General features: G+C 71.6%; 12 protein-coding genes and 1 pseudogene. 6 read left to right on the top strand and 7 right to left on the bottom strand.

Annotated features, from left to right (window positions below):
- Positions 1-118 precede the first annotated feature (118 nt).
- Genes ACWEN3_RS10355 through nirD form a run of 3 tightly spaced genes read left to right on the top strand, consistent with a single transcriptional unit; the run spans position 119 to position 4,290 of the window.
- Entirely contained in the window at positions 119-1,333 is a 1,215-nt protein-coding gene (locus ACWEN3_RS10355) for an NAD(P)/FAD-dependent oxidoreductase (protein ID WP_452968145.1), read from the top strand.
- Positions 1,334-3,943: a nitrite reductase large subunit NirB gene (gene nirB, locus ACWEN3_RS10350; protein WP_452968143.1), complete on the top strand. Its 2,610-nt coding sequence runs from the start codon at positions 1,334-1,336 to the stop codon at positions 3,941-3,943. It begins immediately after the preceding gene.
- Positions 3,940-4,290 carry a nitrite reductase small subunit NirD gene (gene nirD / locus ACWEN3_RS10345; protein WP_452968140.1) on the top strand — a complete coding sequence of 117 codons (351 nt, stop codon included), beginning with the start codon at positions 3,940-3,942 and terminating at the stop codon, positions 4,288-4,290. Before nirB ends, nirD begins: the two co-directional genes overlap by 4 nt.
- A 35-nt stretch (positions 4,291-4,325) precedes the next feature.
- On the opposite strand, the gene ACWEN3_RS10340 is transcribed toward nirD, so the two are convergent.
- The 5 genes from ACWEN3_RS10340 to ACWEN3_RS10320 form a co-directional block, all read right to left on the bottom strand.
- Entirely contained in the window at positions 4,326-5,159 is an 834-nt protein-coding gene (locus ACWEN3_RS10340; RefSeq protein ID WP_452968138.1) for a carbohydrate ABC transporter permease, read from the bottom strand.
- Positions 5,152-6,054, bottom strand: coding sequence for a carbohydrate ABC transporter permease (locus ACWEN3_RS10335; protein WP_452968135.1), 903 nt, complete (start codon positions 6,052-6,054; stop codon positions 5,152-5,154). Before ACWEN3_RS10335 ends, ACWEN3_RS10340 begins: the two co-directional genes overlap by 8 nt.
- Positions 6,055-6,061: 7 nt before the next feature.
- Positions 6,062-7,318, bottom strand: coding sequence for an ABC transporter substrate-binding protein (locus ACWEN3_RS10330; protein ID WP_452968133.1), 1,257 nt, complete (start codon positions 7,316-7,318; stop codon positions 6,062-6,064).
- A gap of 134 nt (positions 7,319-7,452) precedes the next feature.
- Positions 7,453-8,379, bottom strand: coding sequence for an oxidoreductase (locus ACWEN3_RS10325; RefSeq protein ID WP_452968130.1), 927 nt, complete (start codon positions 8,377-8,379; stop codon positions 7,453-7,455).
- A gap of 143 nt (positions 8,380-8,522) precedes the next feature.
- Complete coding sequence (locus ACWEN3_RS10320) at positions 8,523-9,530, bottom strand: GDP-L-fucose synthase family protein (protein WP_452968180.1); 1,008 nt, start codon at positions 9,528-9,530, stop codon at positions 8,523-8,525.
- 151 nt (positions 9,531-9,681) lie between these two features.
- Between ACWEN3_RS10320 and gmd the strand changes: the two genes are divergently transcribed.
- The 3 genes from gmd (at position 9,682) to ACWEN3_RS10305 (ending at position 12,114) form a co-directional block, all read left to right on the top strand.
- A complete protein-coding gene (gmd, locus tag ACWEN3_RS10315) occupies positions 9,682-10,692 on the top strand; it encodes a GDP-mannose 4,6-dehydratase (RefSeq protein ID WP_452968128.1) in 1,011 nt (336 codons plus the stop codon).
- A gap of 75 nt (positions 10,693-10,767) precedes the next feature.
- The gene (locus ACWEN3_RS10310; protein ID WP_452968127.1) at positions 10,768-11,484 is read left to right on the top strand and encodes a glycosyltransferase family 2 protein; all 717 of its coding nucleotides are present in this window, start codon (positions 10,768-10,770) and stop codon (positions 11,482-11,484) included.
- Positions 11,485-11,643: 159 nt separating this feature from the next.
- Entirely contained in the window at positions 11,644-12,114 is a 471-nt protein-coding gene (locus ACWEN3_RS10305) for an SMI1/KNR4 family protein (RefSeq protein WP_452968125.1), read from the top strand.
- 218 nt (positions 12,115-12,332) lie between these two features.
- Here ACWEN3_RS10305 and ppdK read toward each other — a convergent pair whose 3' ends face one another.
- Together ppdK and ACWEN3_RS10295 are read right to left on the bottom strand one after the other, a co-directional pair.
- Positions 12,333-15,053, bottom strand: coding sequence for a pyruvate, phosphate dikinase (gene ppdK / locus ACWEN3_RS10300; protein WP_452968123.1), 2,721 nt, complete (start codon positions 15,051-15,053; stop codon positions 12,333-12,335).
- Between the two features lie 406 nt (positions 15,054-15,459).
- Positions 15,460-15,772, bottom strand: a pseudogene (locus tag ACWEN3_RS10295) (sugar kinase); the annotation flags it as partial.

Genomic DNA, 15,772 nt, shown 5'->3' with positions numbered 1-15,772 from the left:
TCCTCCCGGGGCGCACGGAGGACCCTCACACCCCCCGCGCACCCGTGCTGAGGGCAGCGTTCCGCACGGGAAACAGAGGTGATGCCACCGGGAAACGTCCGCCCCGCACGCTCGTCGCATGACCTCGAAAACGCGTGTGGTGGTGATCGGCGCCGGCCTCGCGGGCGTCCGGCTCGCCCGGCGGCTCGGCGAGCTGGGCGTGCCCGCGCTCCTCGTCGGTGAGGAGGAGCATCCGCCGTACAACCGGGTGCTGCTCGCCGAGGTGCTGGCCGGCCGGTACGCCCCCGAGGTGATCGGCCTGCCGGTGCCCGACGGGCTGCTGCGCGCCCGGGTCACCGGCATCGACCGCGCCGCCCGGACCGTCGGCTGCGCGGACGGCACCTCGATCGCGTACGACACGCTGGTCCTGGCGACCGGCTCCAACCCGGTGCTGCCGCCGCTGCGGGGACTGTTCACCCCGGACCACCGGCTCCCCGAGGGCGTCCACGCGTTCCGCACCATGGACGACTGCCTGGGCCTGGCCGGGGCGGTCCGTCCGGGGGTGCGCGCGGTCGTCGTCGGGGGCGGGCTGCTGGGGGTGTCCGCCGCCCGTGCGCTCGCCGTGCGCGGCGCGCAGGTGGTCCTCGCCCAGCAGTCCGAACGGCTCATGGAACGCCAGCTCGACCCGGACGCCTCCCGGCTGGTGCTGCGGCATCTGACCGGCCTGGGCGTCGAGGTGCACACCGAGTGCCGGGTGCGGGACGTGCGCTCGGCCGGCGGCGCGGTCCGCTCTGTGGAGCTGGCCGACGGGTACGCGCTCGACGCCGACCTCGTGGTGGTCGCCTGCGGGGTGCACCCGCGCACGGGCCTCGCGGAGCAGGCGGGTCTCGCCGTCCGCAAGGGGATCATCGTCGACGACGAACTGCGCACCTCCGACCTGCGCATCCGTGCCGTCGGCGACTGCGCCCAGCACGACGGCACGGTCTACGGCCTGGCCGCCCCCGCCCTGGAACAGGCCGACTTCCTCGCCGAGTCCATCGCGGGCGCCACGCACGCCCGCTACACCGGCACCCGCGCCCTGACCCGGCTGACCCTGACCGGGCCGCACTCCCCCTTCGACCTCGCCGCGTTCGGCGAGACCGAGCCACTCCCCGGGGACGACGTCGTACAGCTCGCCGACGCCACCCGGGGCACCTACCGCAAGGTCGTCGTCCGCGACGACCGCCTGGTCGGCGGGGTCCTCGTCGGCGAACTCGGCACCGTCGGCGCGCTGGCGCGCGCCTGGGAGGGAGCGGAGCCGCTCCCCGGCGACGGCCCCCTGCTCCACCTGCTCACCACCGATGGAGGCTCCTGAATGACCGCCACCCCGGGGGCCACCCCCACGATCGTGCTCGTCGGCCACGGCATGGTCGGCCAGCGCTTCCTCGAAGCGCTCGCCGAGCGCGGCCTGACCGCCACGCACCGCGTGGTCGTGCTCTGCGAGGAGCCGCGTCCGGCATACGACCGCGTGCAGCTGACCTCGTACTTCTCGGGCCGGACGCCCGAGGACCTGTCCCTGACCGACCCCCGGTTCATCGAGGACCACGGCATCGAGCTGCGCCTCGGCGACCCGGCCGAGTCCGTGGACCGGGCGGCCCGCACGGTCACCGCCCGCTCCGGGCTCGTCGTCGGCTACGACGTGCTCGTCCTCGCCACCGGCTCCTACCCGTTCGTGCCGCCCGTGCCGCACAAGGACGCCGCGGGCTGCTTCGTCTACCGGACCATCGAGGACCTGCTGGCCATCGAGGAGTACGCCGGGAAGCGGGCGACGACGGGTGCCGTGGTCGGCGGCGGTCTGCTGGGCCTGGAGGCGGCCGGCGCGCTCAAGGGCCTCGGACTCGACACGCACATCGTGGAGTTCGCGCCGCGCCTGATGCCGGTGCAGGTCGACGAGGGCGGCGGCGCGGCCCTGCTGCGGACCATCGAGGGCATGGGCCTGACCGTGCACACCGGCACCGGCACCCAGGAGATCGTCACCGGCGACGACGGCGCCGTCACCGGCATGAAGCTGTCCGACGGCTCCGAACTCGGCGTCGACATGGTGGTGTTCAGCGCCGGCGTCCGCCCGCGCGACCAGCTCGCCCGGGACTGCGGCCTCGCGGTCGGCGAGCGCGGCGGCATCGCGGTGGACGAGCGCTGCCGTACGGTCACCGACCCGCACGTGTTCGCGATCGGCGAGTGCGCGCTGGCGACGGACGGCCGGGTCTACGGCCTGGTGGCGCCCGGCTACGAGCAGGCGCAGACCGCCGCGGCCACGATCGCCGCCGACGACGCCTCGTTCACCGGCGCCGACCTGTCGACCAAGCTGAAGCTGCTCGGCGTGGACGTCGCCTCCTTCGGCGACGCGCACGGCACCACCGCGGACTGCCTGGACGTCGTCTACTCCGACTCCCGCGCCGGCCTGTACAAGAAGCTGGTCATCGGCCGGGACGGCACCCTGCTCGGCGGCATCCTCGTCGGCGACGCCGAGGCGTACGGCACCCTGCGCGCGCTCACCGGCTCCGTGCCCCCCATCTCCCCCGAGTCCCTCGTCCTGCCCGCCGGAGCGGACTCGGGGGACCGGCTCGGTCCCACCGCCCTGCCGGACGAGGCGGTCATCTGCTCCTGCCACAACGTCAGCAAGGGCACCATCCGCGGCGCCGTCACCGAGCACCGCTGCACCACCGTTCCCGAGGTGAAGAAGTGCACCAAGGCCGGTACCGGCTGCGGCAGTTGTGTGAAGGTGCTGGGGCAGCTGGTCACCGCCGAGCTGGAGGCGTCCGGCGTCGAGGTCGACAAGGGCCTGTGCGGCTGCTTCGACCGGACCCGCGAGGAGCTGTACGAGATCGTCCTCGCCCTGCGCCTCACGTCGTACCGGGAGCTGCTGGACCGCTACGGCCGCGAGGGCGCCCGGGGCGGCGACGGCTGCGAGACCTGCAAGCCGGCCGTCGGCTCGATCATCGCCTCCCTCGCCCCGACGATCGGCGCGAGCGGCTATGTCCTGGACGGCGAGCAGGCGGCCCTGCAGGACACCAACGACCACTTCCTCGCCAACCTCCAGAGGAACGGCTCGTACTCGGTCGTGCCGCGCATCCCCGGCGGTGAGATCGCCCCCGAGAAGCTGATCGTGATCGGCGAGATCGCCCGGGACTTCGGCCTCTACACCAAGATCACCGGCGGTCAGCGGATCGACATGTTCGGCGCCCGAGTGGAGCAGCTCCCGCTGATCTGGGCCCGGCTGGTGGACGCCGGCTTCGAGTCCGGGCACGCCTACGGCAAGTCGCTGCGCACGGTGAAGTCCTGCGTCGGCTCCACCTGGTGCCGGTACGGAGTGCAGGACTCGGTCCGCATGGCGATCGACCTGGAGCTGCGCTACCGGGGCCTGAGGTCCCCGCACAAGCTGAAGTCCGCCGTCTCCGGATGCGCCCGTGAGTGCGCCGAGGCCCAGTCGAAGGACTTCGGCGTGATCGCCACCGCGAGCGGCTGGAACCTCTACGTCGGCGGCAACGGCGGCGCGACCCCGCGCCACGCGGACCTGCTGGCCCAGGACCTGTCCGACGCCGAACTGGTCCGGCTGATCGACCGGTTCCTGATGTTCTACATCCGCACCGCCGACCGGCTGGAACGCACCGCGGGCTGGCTGGAGCGGATCCCGGGCGGCCTGGACCATGTGCGGGACGTGGTGGTGCACGACTCGCTCGGCATCTGCGACGAGCTGGAGGCGCTGATGGCCGCCCACGTCGCCCACTACCGCGACGAGTGGGCGGAGACCGTCAACGACCCCGAGAAGCTGGCCCGGTTCGTGTCCTTCGTGAACGCGCCGGACACCCCCGACCCGGTCGTCGCCTTCGTCCCCGAGCGCGACCAGATCAAGCCCGACCTGCCGCTGCTGTCCATCGGCATCCGGCCCTCCGACGACGTCCTGGAAGGAAGCGCCCAGCGATGACCCTGGCCCCCGAGACCACCGACCTGAAGGTCCAGCTCCGCCTGTCCGACGGCTGGTTCACGGCCTGCGACCTGGGCGCGCTGGCGCCGGGCCGCGGGGTGGCCGCCCTGCTGCCGGACGGCCGCCAGGTGGCCCTGTTCCGCGACCGCGCCGACCAGCTGTACGCCATCGACAACCGCGACCCCTTCACCGGCGCGGCCGTGCTCTCCCGCGGTCTGACCGGCACCCACGAGGGCCGCCCGTTCGTGGCGTCCCCGCTCCTCAAGCAGCGCTTCGACCTGGCCGGCGGGCAGTGCCTGGACGACGGCTCGGTCCGGGTGGCGGCGTACGAGGTGCGCAGCGTCTGAGGCGCCGGCTCCCGGGCCCGGGCGGCGGGGAGCGCTCAGTCGATCCCCGACCGCTCCACCCCCGCCACGATCCACCGCTGGAAGCACAGGAACGCCGGCAGCAGCGGCAGCACCGACACGGCCGCCGCGACGAACAGCTCGTGCAGCCGGACGACCTGGGCGGTGGTGAACGAGGACAGCGCCACCTGCACCGTCCAGGCGCTCTGGTCCTGCCCGATCACCAGCGGCCACAGGAAGGAGTTCCACGCGCCGAGGAACACGATCGTGCCGACCGCAGCGAACACCGGCCGCGCGTTCGGCACGACCACCAGCCAGTACGTCCGCCAGTACCCGAGCCCGTCGACCTGCGCCGCGTCCTCCAGCTCCCGCGGGAATCCGAGGAAGTACTGCCGGAACACGAAGCAGGCGAACGCGGAGAACAGGGTCGGGACGATCAGCCCCCGCAGCGTGGAGATCCAGCCCAGCGACGACACCAGCACGAAGCTCGGCACGAAGGTGACGGCGGCCGGGACCAGCAGGGTGCCGAGGATGCCGTGGAAGACCTTGTTCGCGTGCCGGTAGGGGATGCGGGCGAGGCCGTACCCCGCGAGGGACGCCGGCACGAGCGTGCCGAGCGTCGTGGCGACCGCGATCAGGGCGGAGTTGAGCAGGGAGCGGGCGAACGGCACGGACGGGTCCTCGAACAGCTCGCGTACGTTGCCCCACCTGACCTCGCCCGGGAGGAAGGTCCAGCCGGGTGAGGTGATCTCCCGCTCGCTCGCCAGCCCGTTGCGGACCAGCAGGTAGAAGGGGATCAGGAAGAGCAGGGCCAGCGCGACGAGCAGCGCCGCCCGCAGCGCCCGCCCGGCCCGCACCAGGGCGTCATCCATCGGCGTCCGTCCTCCCCGGCCTCAGCCACCGAGTCTGGCCCACCGTGACCACCGCGACGACCAGCGCCAGGATCACCGCGCCCGCGCTGCCGAGCCCCAGGTCCTGTCCCTGCCCGAGGGCGGTGTAGTAGAGGTGGACGAGCGGCGGCCGGGCGTACGGCGGATAGCCCCGCGCGTCGGACAGCAGGTTGTAGAACTCGTCGAAGGCCTGGAAGGCGTTGACGACGAGCAGCAGCACCACCGCGACCGAGGTGGCCCGCAGCCGGGGCAGGGTGATGTGCCGCAGCACCGTCCAGCCCGGCCGGGCCCCGTCCACGGCGGCCGCCTCGTAGAGCACCGGGTCGATCCGCTGGAGCCCCGCGAGGAACAGGATCATGTAGAACCCGGCCTGCAGCCACAGCCGTACGGTCACGATGACCAGCCAGTACCAGGGCGGATCGGTGGTGGACAGCCAGGCGACGGGATCGACCCCGAACCAGCCCAGCACGGTGTTGGCCAGCCCGAACCGCACCCCGCTGAAGACCGACGTCTTCCAGATCAGGGCGGCCACCACGTAGCTGCACGCGGCGGGCAGGAAGAAGACCGACCGGAAGAAGGCACGCGCCCTTCGGACGCGGTTGACCATCAGGGCGAGGGCGAGGGACAGGACGTAGGTGACGGGGACGATGAAGGCGGTGAAGACGAGGAACGTCCGCAGACTGCCGACGAACGCGTCGTCCCCGAGCATCGCCGTGTAGTTGTCCAGACCGACGAAGTGCGTGGGCGTGACCGTGTTGTGCGCGTCGAAGAAGCTCAGGCCCACGCTCCACAGCAGCGGAACGTAGGTGAACAGCGCGAGCCCGACGGCGAACGGCCCGACGAAGACCCAGAACCACAGGGCCCTTCTGCGCCTCACCGCGTCCTCACGAGGCCCTCTTCGCGTTCTTCACGCGATCGAGTTCGGCGGACACCTTCCGTACGACGGCACGCAGCTCGCTCTCGGGACCGGCCCCGCCTGTGATGATCCGGCTCAGCGCGTCCTGGTAGGCCGTCCGGCCGGCCGGTGTCCACAGCAGCGGCTGGGCGTAGCCGTGTTCGGTGGCGAGGCGGACGGCCTCGGCGGCCGGTCCCGACCTCAGCCGGGCGGCCTTCTTCGCGAGGGAGGTCCGGGCGGGGATGTGGAAGCCGTAGGAGAGCGCGAAGTCCTCCTGGTAGTCGGTCCGTTCGACCCACAGCCACTTCACGAAGTCCTTGGCGGCCGCCTTGTGGCCGCTGCGCGCGCTGACGGCGGCGCCGTACGCGCCGACGGGCACGGTGGGCCGGCCGCCGGCGCCGTCCGGTGGGAACGGGAGCACCCCGAAGTCGTCCCCCAGCTCCTTCCGCACCTGCGGCAGGGCCCACAGCCCGGACCACTGCATCGCGGTCAGCCCCTGGACGAAGGCGGACGGGTCGGACCAGTCGGCGGGCGCGCCGAGGAGGAGGGACTTGTCGGCATGAAGCCGGTGCAGTTTGCCGAGGGCGCGGGCGGCGGCAGGGTCGTCGAAGCCGACCCCGCCGTCCTCGGTGACGAGCTGGAGTCCGGCCGCGTACAAGGGCGTTCCGCCGAGCACACCGGCCCCACCGTCGTTGCCCAGGAACAGCCCCTTCACCTTGCTGCTGGTCAGTCTCCCCGCCGCGTCGACGAGCGCGTCGAGGGTGGTGGGCGGCTCGACCCCGGCGTCCCTCAGCAGGCTCTTGCGGTAGTAGAGCAGCTGCGTGTCGATGGCCTGCGGGATCCCCCACACCTTCCCGTCGTACGTCTTCGGGGTCAGCACGGCCGGAGTGAAGTCGTCCCTGACCCCGTCCAGCAGCTCGGTCAGGTCGACGACCTGCCCGCCCCGGATCTGGTCGAGCGTGGGCCCGTCGACCTCGAAGACATCGGGCCCGGAGCCGGTGAGCAGCGCGGCGGCGGTCTGCTGGTCGTAGTTCCCCGGCCGCCACTGGACCTCGACGCGCGCCCTCCGGTACGCGGCGGCATAGCGCTCGACCGCCTGCTCGGTGCCGGTCTCGCCGTACTGGTGGTACCACTGCGACAGCCGGGTTCCCGAGCCCCCGCCGCCGCGTCCGGTGTTCGACCCGCACGCGGTGAGCAGCCCGGCGCCCGCCCCCGCGGCCAGCAGCGCCCTGCGGCTGATCGTCATCAGTGCCCCCTGCCGTTCGTCATCGATGCACGGCCCAACGACCGACCATGCGCGGTGATTACGAAAGAGGGGCCACGGCGGTGTGCCGGCGCGCGGAAGCGCCGCGTGACCGCGCGCGGGAGGCTGTCGGCACGTCACCCCGCCAGGGCGTCGTAGGCGACGCCGGTCAGCCGCGCGGACGCGTCCCAGAGCCGCTCGCCGATCGCGTCGTCGACGGTCCAGGGCGCCCGCCGGGACGGCGCGGGCGCGCCCCGCCACCCCGCGAACGCCGGCCCGAAGAAGGCGTCGGGCCGTACGCCGGGGGCGGTCGCCGCGTACAGCGTGGGCAGCGCTCCGGCCTCCGCCGACTGGGCGAACACCCGGTTGCCGAGCTCCATCATCCGCTCGGCCGTCCGCCGCCCCTCGGCCCGCGGCCCGGCGGTCTGGAGGTTGGTGGCGGCGTACCCCGGGTGCGCGGCGGCCGCGACGACGGCGGAGTCATGCACGGCGAGCCGGCGCGCCAGCTCATGCGTGAACAGCAGGTTCGCGGTCTTGGAACGGGCGTAGGCGACCCAGCGCCGGTACTTCCGCCGGCTGTTGAGGTCGCGGATGTCGATGCCGGCCAGGGCGTGCATCATGCTGGACACGGTCACGATCCGGGCGCCCGGGACGGCGAGCAGCCTCGGCAGGAGCAGCCCCGTGAGCGCGAAGTGCCCGAGGTGGTTGACCCCGAACTGCGTCTCGAACCCGTCGGTGGTCCTCCCGTACGGAGGCGCCATCACCCCGGCGTTGTTGACGAGCAGATCGAGCCGGTCGTACGGCAGCCGCTCCGCGAAGTCCCGCACCGACCCCAGGTCCCCGAGGTCCAGCCGCCGCAACTCGGGCCGTGCCGCCGGCACTTCGTCCTCGATCCGGTCGGCCGCAGCCCTCCCCCGCGTCTCGCTCCGGCACGCGAGCACCACCTGGGCCCCCTTCCGGGTCAGCTCCCGCGCGACGACGAACCCGAGCCCGCTGTTCGCCCCGGTGACGACGGCGACACGGCCGGCCAGATCGGGGATGTCGTACGCGGTCCAGCCGGGCATGGGCCTGGTCCTTCCGAGGGCCGGGGGAATCGTCGGGCCCCAGGATGTACCGGTCGTGATCGTTCGCCAAGGACCGGTGAGGGACCCGCGCGGCATCGTCCCCGAAAGGCCCACGGCGATCGGGCCCCCGGCGCCGGACCGCGTCAGTGCCGTACGGTGCCGGCCGCGAGGTTCTCCACGTACCACTCGTAGGTGCGGGCCACCCCTTCACGCAGCCCGATGCGGGGCGTCCAGCCCAGGGCGGCGAGCCGGGAGGAGTCCAGGAGCTTGCGCGGGGTGCCGTCCGGCTGGGAGGCGTCCCATTCGACGGCGCCCCGGTAACCGACCGCCTGGGCGACGATCTCCGCGGTCTCCCGGATCGTCAGGTCCGTGCCCGTTCCGACGTTGACCGGCTCGTCCGCGTCGTACCGCTCCAGCAGACACAGACAGGCCCGGGCCAGGTCGTCGACGTGCAGGAACTCGCGACGCGGCGTCCCGGTGCCCCAGTTCACCACGCGCGGCGCGGCTGCCAGGCGGGCCTCGTGGAACCGCCGGATGAGCGAGGGCAGTACGTGGGAGTGCTCGGGATGGAAGTTGTCACCGGGTCCGTAGAGGTTCGTCGGCATGGCGCAGATCCACGGCAGCCCGTGCTGGCGCCGCACCGCCCGGACCTGGAGGATTCCCGCGATCTTGGCGATGGCGTACGCGTCGTTCGTCGGCTCCAGCGCACCCGTCAGCAGCGCCTCCTCGCGGATGGGCTGATCGGCGAGCTTCGGGTAGATGCAGCTGGAGCCGAGGAACAGCAGCCCCTCGACCCCGTGTCTCAGCGCCGCGTCCAGCACGTTGACCTGGATGCGCAGATTGTCGGACAGGAAGTCGGCGGGGTGGGTGGCGTTCGCCCTGATGCCCCCGACCCGGGCGGCCGCCAGCACGACCACGTGGGGCCGCTGGGCCGCGAACCAGTCGAACACGGCTCGGCGCTCACGCAGGTCGAGCTGTGCGGAGCCGGGCCCGACCACGTCCGTGAATCCCTTCCGCGCCAGATACCGGCGCACGGCCGAGCCGACCAGTCCGCGGCCGCCGGCCACGAACACCCGCGCGGAACGGTCCAGCGGCCGGCGGACCTCCCGGCACCGTGCCGCGGTGACCTCACTCGCCGTGGGGCCGGCCATCCGTCCGGGATGGGCACAGCCCTGCATCTGCCGTTCTCCTTCGGCTGGAACCGCGACATCTCTACGGCGCGGGATCACCCGGCGGGGGCGGACCCAACACGCCAGCCCAATGAACCACAGTTCGCCCGATTTGCCTGGCTAGGGTTCGCGCATGTCTGCCAAGATCGCAATGATCACCGGCATCACCGGTCAGGACGGCTCCTATCTGGCGGAGTTGCTGCTGGCCAAGGGCTACCTGGTCCACGGGCTGATCCGCCGCTCGTCGGCCTTCAACACCCAGCGGATCGAGCACCTCTACCGGGATCCGCACGACCACGGGGCCCGCCTCGTGCTGCACTACGGCGACCTGGCCGACGGCAGCCGCCTCACCACCCTGCTGGAGCGGCTGCAACCCGGTGAGGTCTACCACCTGGCCGCCCAGTCACACGTCCGGGTCTCCTTCGACGAACCGGAGTTCACGGGTTCCACCACGGGCCTGGGCACCGTGCGCCTCCTGGAGGCGATCCGGATGACCGGGCTGCCCTGCCGGTTCTATCAGGCGTCCAGCTCCGAGATGTTCGGCATGAGCCCGCCACCCCAGTCGGAGCACACTCCCTTCCACCCGCGCTCCCCGTACGCCGCCGCCAAGGTCTACGCGTACTGGATCACCCGGAACTACCGGGAGGCGTACGGGATGTTCGCGGTCAACGGCATCCTCTTCAACCACGAGTCGCCGCGCCGCGGCGAGACCTTCGTGACCCGCAAGATCGCCCGCGCCGCCGCACGGATCGCCCGCGGTGAGCAGGACCACCTGTATCTCGGCAACCTGGAAGCCTGCCGTGACTGGGGCTACGCCCCCGAGTACGTCGACGCCATGTGGCGGATGCTGCAGCGCGAGCAGCCCGGCGACTACGTCGTCGCCACCGGCACCAGTCACAGCGTCCGCGACTTCCTGGGCTTCTGTTTCGACCACGTCGGACTCGACCCGGACAAGCACGTCCGCTTCGACGAGCGCTACCTGCGGCCCTCGGAGGTCCCCGACCTGATCGGCGACGCCTCGGCGGCCGAGCGCGACCTGTCCTGGCGGCCGACCGTGCACGCCCCGGAGCTCGCCCGCATCATGGTCGACGCGGAACTGGCACGCCTGCCGCAGCCCGCCACCCCCGTCCACGTCCACTCCTGACGCGGACGCCGGTTCGCCCCGGGCCGGCGCCCGGACCCACCTGAGCCAGCCCCGCACCCGAAGCGAGAGTCCGTCGTGCCGAACCTCACCGTCATCGTCCCGAGCCGTGGCCGGCCGCACACCCTGCCGCAGTTGGCCGCCGCGTTCCGCGCCACCTGCACCTCCGACACCCGGCTGCTGTTCGCGGTCGACGAGGACGACCCGGAGTACCCCGCGTACCGGGACGCCCTGGGCGAGGCCGACGCCGCCGGATTCCCGGTCCGGCTGGTGACACAGCCGTGCGGCACCATGATCTCCGCGCTCAACCGGGCGGCGCGTGTGCTGCTCGGCGAGGCGCCGGAGCCCGACGCGATCGGCTTCATGGGAGACGACCACCGGCCCCGCACGCACGGCTGGGACGCCGCCTACCTCGACGCGCTGGCCGCGCTGCCCGGCATCGTCTACGGCGACGACCTCATCCAGGGCGCCGCGCTGTGCTCCCAGTTCGCCGTCACGACCGACATCGTGCGCCGGCTGGGCCACATGGCGCCCCCGGTGCTCACGCACATGTACATGGACAACTACTGGCTCATCCTCGGCCAGGAGGCAGGCTGCATCACCTACCTTCCGGAGGTGGTCGTCCAGCACTTCCACCCGGCGGGCGGCACCGCCGAATGGGACGACGGCTACCGCCGTGTCAACGCCCCGCTCCTGTACGCCCGCGACCGGTCCGCGCTCGAGGTCTACCTCGGCATCCACATCACCCACGAGGTGGCCGAACTGACCGCGGCTGGGGCGGGAGTGCCCTCGTGAGCGACGCGTAGGGGCGGCACCCCCGCAGGGTTCCGCAGTATTGTTCGACAGCGTCGTGGTCCAGAACAGCCGGGATTGGCAAAGGACATGCTGAAGGTCGAGGAGTTGGAGGCCGTGCTTCCGGCGATGACGCCGTGGCGTGTGCCTGGGAGGCGCGGCGTGGACTGGGCTGCCCTTGAGGCGGACCTCGGGACGGCGCTGCCCTCCGACTTCCGCTGCCTGGCGGAGGCGTACCCGGTGCTGGTCGTCGACGACTTCCTCATGGTGTCCGTTCCGCTGCCCGGCGCCGAGGCGTGGTGGGCCTCCGCGGGCCGGGAGGACGAGATCCTTCAGGATCTGTACGAGATGGGCGACACCGAGGACTACGTTCCCTTCCCGCAGCCGGGAGGCCTGATCAGTTGGGCGTCGTCCAATTCGGGGGACTCCTTCTACTGGAGGACGAGCCCCGCGGCCCCGGACGCCTGGCCGGTGGTCGTCCGCGGAGACAACGGCGACTGGACGGAGTTCCCGGTCGGTGCCGTCGAGTTCCTGGCCGGCGTGTACGGGCGCACCATCGACGTGCCGGGCATGCCCAAGAACTTCCCCGGCGACTGCCCGAAGGTACTGGGCCTGAGCGACCGCATCGACTGATCGGCGACTCGTCCAGGACACGCTGTTGGTGAACCAAGGTCGGGGAAAGCTGATCACAGTTTCGGGCAGCGAGGCAGCTTGACGGTCGCCGCGGACGATGTACGAAGGGGCGGCACCCCCGCACAGGGTGCCGCCCGCTTCCGGTGTGCCGGAGCCGTCGTCGATCGGTCTGAGGGTCGGGGACCGACGACGGCTCCGGGGTCCGGTGGCCGTGGGGCCTATCGGTGGTCGCTGCCCGCCGAGTTCGTGGCCGCGCGGCCCGCCTCCAGCCGGGCGACCGGGATGCGGAACGGGGAGCAGGAGACGTAGTCCAGGCCGGCCTCGTGGAAGAAGTGGACCGACTCGGGGTCGCCGCCGTGCTCGCCGCAGACGCCGAGCTTGAGGTCGGGGCGGGTCCGCCGTCCGGCCTCCGCCGCCGCCTTCACCAGGGAGCCGACGCCGTCCCTGTCGATGGTCTCGAAGGGCGACACTCCGAAGATGCCCCTCTCCAGGTAGGCCGTGAAGAAGGAGGCCTCCACGTCGTCCCGGGAGAAGCCCCAGACCGTCTGCGTCAGGTCGTTCGTGCCGAAGGAGAAGAACTCCGCGGCCTCCGCGATCTGGCCGGCGGTCAGCGCGGCGCGCGGCAGCTCGATCATCGTGCCGATGGCGAGCTTGAGTTCCGTGCCCGTCGCCGCCTGGACCTCGGCGATGACCTGGTCGGCCTCGTCGCGGACGATCTCCAGCTCCTGGACGGTGCCGACGAGCGGGATCATGATCTCGGCGCGCGGGTCGCCCTTCGCGGTCTTGCGCTCCGCCGCGGCCTCGGCGATCGCGCGGACCTGCATGGTGAACAGGCCGGGGATGACCAGGCCGAGGCGGACACCGCGCAGGCCGAGCATCGGGTTCTGCTCGTGCAGGCGGTGCACCGCCTGGAGGAGGCGGAGTTCGTTCTCGTGCGGCTCCTGCCGGGACTCGGCGAGGGCCACGCGCACCGAGAGTTCCGTGATGTCGGGGAGGAACTCGTGCAGCGGCGGGTCGAGCAGGCGGATGGTGACGGGCAGGCCGTCCATCGCCTCGAACAGCTCGACGAAGTCCTTCTTCTGCAGGGGCAGCAGCTCCCGCAGGGCCGCCTCGCGCTCCTCCTCGGTGTCGGCGAGGATCAGCTTCTCGACCATCTCGCGGCGCTCGCCGAGGAACATGTGCTCGGTGCGGCACAGGCCGATGCCCTGGGCGCCGAAGCGGCGGGCCCGCAGGGCGTCCTCGGCGTTGTCGGCGTTGGCGCGGACGCGCAGCCGGCGCTTGCGGTCGGCGAAGGCCATCATGCGGTGGACGGCCTCGACCAGCTCGTCGGCGTCGTCGGCGCCCGGGTGCATACGGCCCTCGAAGTACTCCACCACCGGGGAGGGGACCACCGGGACCTCGCCCAGGTAGACCTTGCCGCTGGAGCCGTCGATGGAGATGACGTCGCCCTCCTCGACGACGTGCCCGCCCGGGACGGTCATCCGGCGGCGCTTGGTGTCGACCTCCAGCTCCTCGGCGCCGCAGACACAGGTCTTGCCCATGCCGCGGGCGACGACGGCCGCGTGGGAGGTCTTGCCGCCGCGCGAGGTGAGGATGCCCTCGGCCGCGATCATGCCGTCGAGGTCGTCGGGGTTGGTCTCGCGGCGGACGAGGATGACCTTCTCGCCGGAGCGGGACCACTTCACGGCGGTGTACGAGTCGAAGACCGCCTTGCCGACCGCGGCGCCCGGCGAGGCGGCGATGCCCCGGCCGACCTTCTCGACCTTGGCGGACTCGTCGAAGCGCGGGAACATCAGCTGCGCCAGCTGGGCGCCGCTGACGCGCTGGAGCGCCTCGGTCTCGTCGATGAGGCCCTGGTCCACGAGCTGGGTCGCGATGCGGAAGGCGGCACCGGCGGTGCGCTTGCCGACGCGGGTCTGGAGCATCCAGAGCTGGCCGCGCTCGATGGTGAACTCGATGTCGCAGAGATCCTTGTAGTGGTTCTCCAGGGTCTCCATGATCTGCATGAGCTGGTCGTACGACTTCTTGTCGATCTGCTCCAGCTCGGCGAGCGGGACGGTGTTGCGGATGCCCGCGACCACGTCCTCGCCCTGGGCGTTCTGCAGGTAGTCGCCGTAGACGCCCTGGTGGCCCGAGGCGGGGTCGCGGGTGAAGGCGACGCCCGTGCCGGAGTCCGGGCCGAGGTTGCCGAAGACCATCGAGCAGACGTTGACGGCGGTGCCGAGGTCGTGCGGGATGCGCTCCTGGCGGCGGTAGAGCTTGGCGCGGTCGCCGTTCCAGGAGTCGAAGACCGCCTTGATGGCGAGGTCCATCTGCTCGCGCGGGTCCTGCGGGAAGTCCCGGCCGGCCTCCTTCTTGACGATCTTCTTGAAGGCGGTGACCAGCTTCTTCAGGTCGGCGGCCTCCAGGTCGGTGTCGACCGTGACCTTCTTGGCCTCCTTGGCCTTGTCCAGCGCCTCCTCGAAGAGCTCGCCGTCGACGCCGAGGACGGTCTTGCCGAACATCTGGATGAGGCGGCGGTAGGAGTCCCAGGCGAAGCGGTCGTCGCCGGCCTGCTTGGCCAGGCCCTGCACCGACTTGTCGGAGAGGCCGATGTTCAGGACGGTGTCCATCATGCCGGGCATGGAGAACTTGGCGCCCGAGCGGACCGACACCAGCAGCGGGTTGTCGGGCTGGCCGAGCTTCTTGCCCATGCGGGCCTCGAGGGCGTCGAGGTGCGCACTCACCTCGTCACGCAGTGCCGCGGGCTCCTCACCGCTGTCCAGGTAGACCTTGCAGGCCTCGGTGGTGATGGTGAAGCCGGGAGGAACCGGAAGACCCAGGTTGGTCATCTCGGCGAGGTTGGCGCCCTTGCCACCGAGGAGGTCCTTGAGGTCCTTGTTGCCCTCGGTGAAGTCGTAAACGAACTTCGCTACGTGGGGTTCTTTGTTTTCCGACACGGGTCTCGACTCCTTGAGGCCACGGTGGCTGCCCTGACGGCGAGGAACATACCCAGATCGAAGGCACATGGGTACGTCCACTTGCGCGTCATGCGCCTGTAACCACTCGTCCGCCAGTGGATCGAAAGTCAAAGCTTGGCAAGCCAAGCCGGGCTGATGTTTTCACTTCTTGAATGCACAGGGGCCAACGGATGCGATTTCCCGCTCATCCGAGCGGGACCCAGCACGATTGAGTTCGATCGATGAACGATCAAGGGGTGGCACCGAGTGCCACCCCTTGGAGAAATGCAACCGCGCTTGATCCGCTCATCTGAGCGCAACCCTTATCAAGGGTGGCGAGAATCACGCTGCCACAGCGGACGGGATTTCACCATGCGGACCGCGACGCGGACGGGAAACACCGACGTCACACGCCCAGGGCGAGCAGCCGTTCCTCCGCCCGCCGCGGCGTGTACAGGTGCTCCACGACCAGCGCACCCGCTCCGATGAGCCCCGCCCGCTCGCCCAGCCGGGAGGTGACGACGTCCAGGTGGGCCGTGGAGCGGGGCAGCGCCCGCTGGTACAGCAGCTCCCGCACTCCGGTGAGGAACGGTGTTCCGGCCAGATCGCCCGCGATCATCAGCACGCCCGGGTTGAGCAGGGTCACGACGGTCGCCAGCACGTCCCCGACTTGGACGCCGCCCTCGAACTGGCGGCGAGCTTCCCCGTGCCCGACGGCA

This window comes from Streptomyces sp. NPDC004561, assembly GCF_053602155.1.
The sequence above is the reverse complement of the archived record's forward strand: the minus strand, read 5'-3'. Positions and strand labels throughout refer to the sequence as shown.

Excerpts from the sequence above, each read along its gene's own strand:
- ACWEN3_RS10355 (WP_452968145.1), top strand. The coding sequence starts at position 119 with ATGACCTCGAAAACGCGTGTGGTGGTGATCGGCGCCGGCCTCGCGGGC.
- nirB (WP_452968143.1), top strand. The coding sequence starts at position 1,334 with ATGACCGCCACCCCGGGGGCCACCCCCACGATCGTGCTCGTCGGCCAC.
- nirD (WP_452968140.1), top strand. The coding sequence starts at position 3,940 with ATGACCCTGGCCCCCGAGACCACCGACCTGAAGGTCCAGCTCCGCCTG.
- ACWEN3_RS10340 (WP_452968138.1), bottom strand. The coding sequence starts at position 5,159 with ATGGATGACGCCCTGGTGCGGGCCGGGCGGGCGCTGCGGGCGGCGCTG.
- ACWEN3_RS10330 (WP_452968133.1), bottom strand. The coding sequence starts at position 7,318 with ATGACGATCAGCCGCAGGGCGCTGCTGGCCGCGGGGGCGGGCGCCGGG.
- ACWEN3_RS10325 (WP_452968130.1), bottom strand. The coding sequence starts at position 8,379 with ATGCCCGGCTGGACCGCGTACGACATCCCCGATCTGGCCGGCCGTGTC.
- ACWEN3_RS10320 (WP_452968180.1), bottom strand. The coding sequence starts at position 9,530 with ATGGCCGGCCCCACGGCGAGTGAGGTCACCGCGGCACGGTGCCGGGAG.
- gmd (WP_452968128.1), top strand. The coding sequence starts at position 9,682 with ATGTCTGCCAAGATCGCAATGATCACCGGCATCACCGGTCAGGACGGC.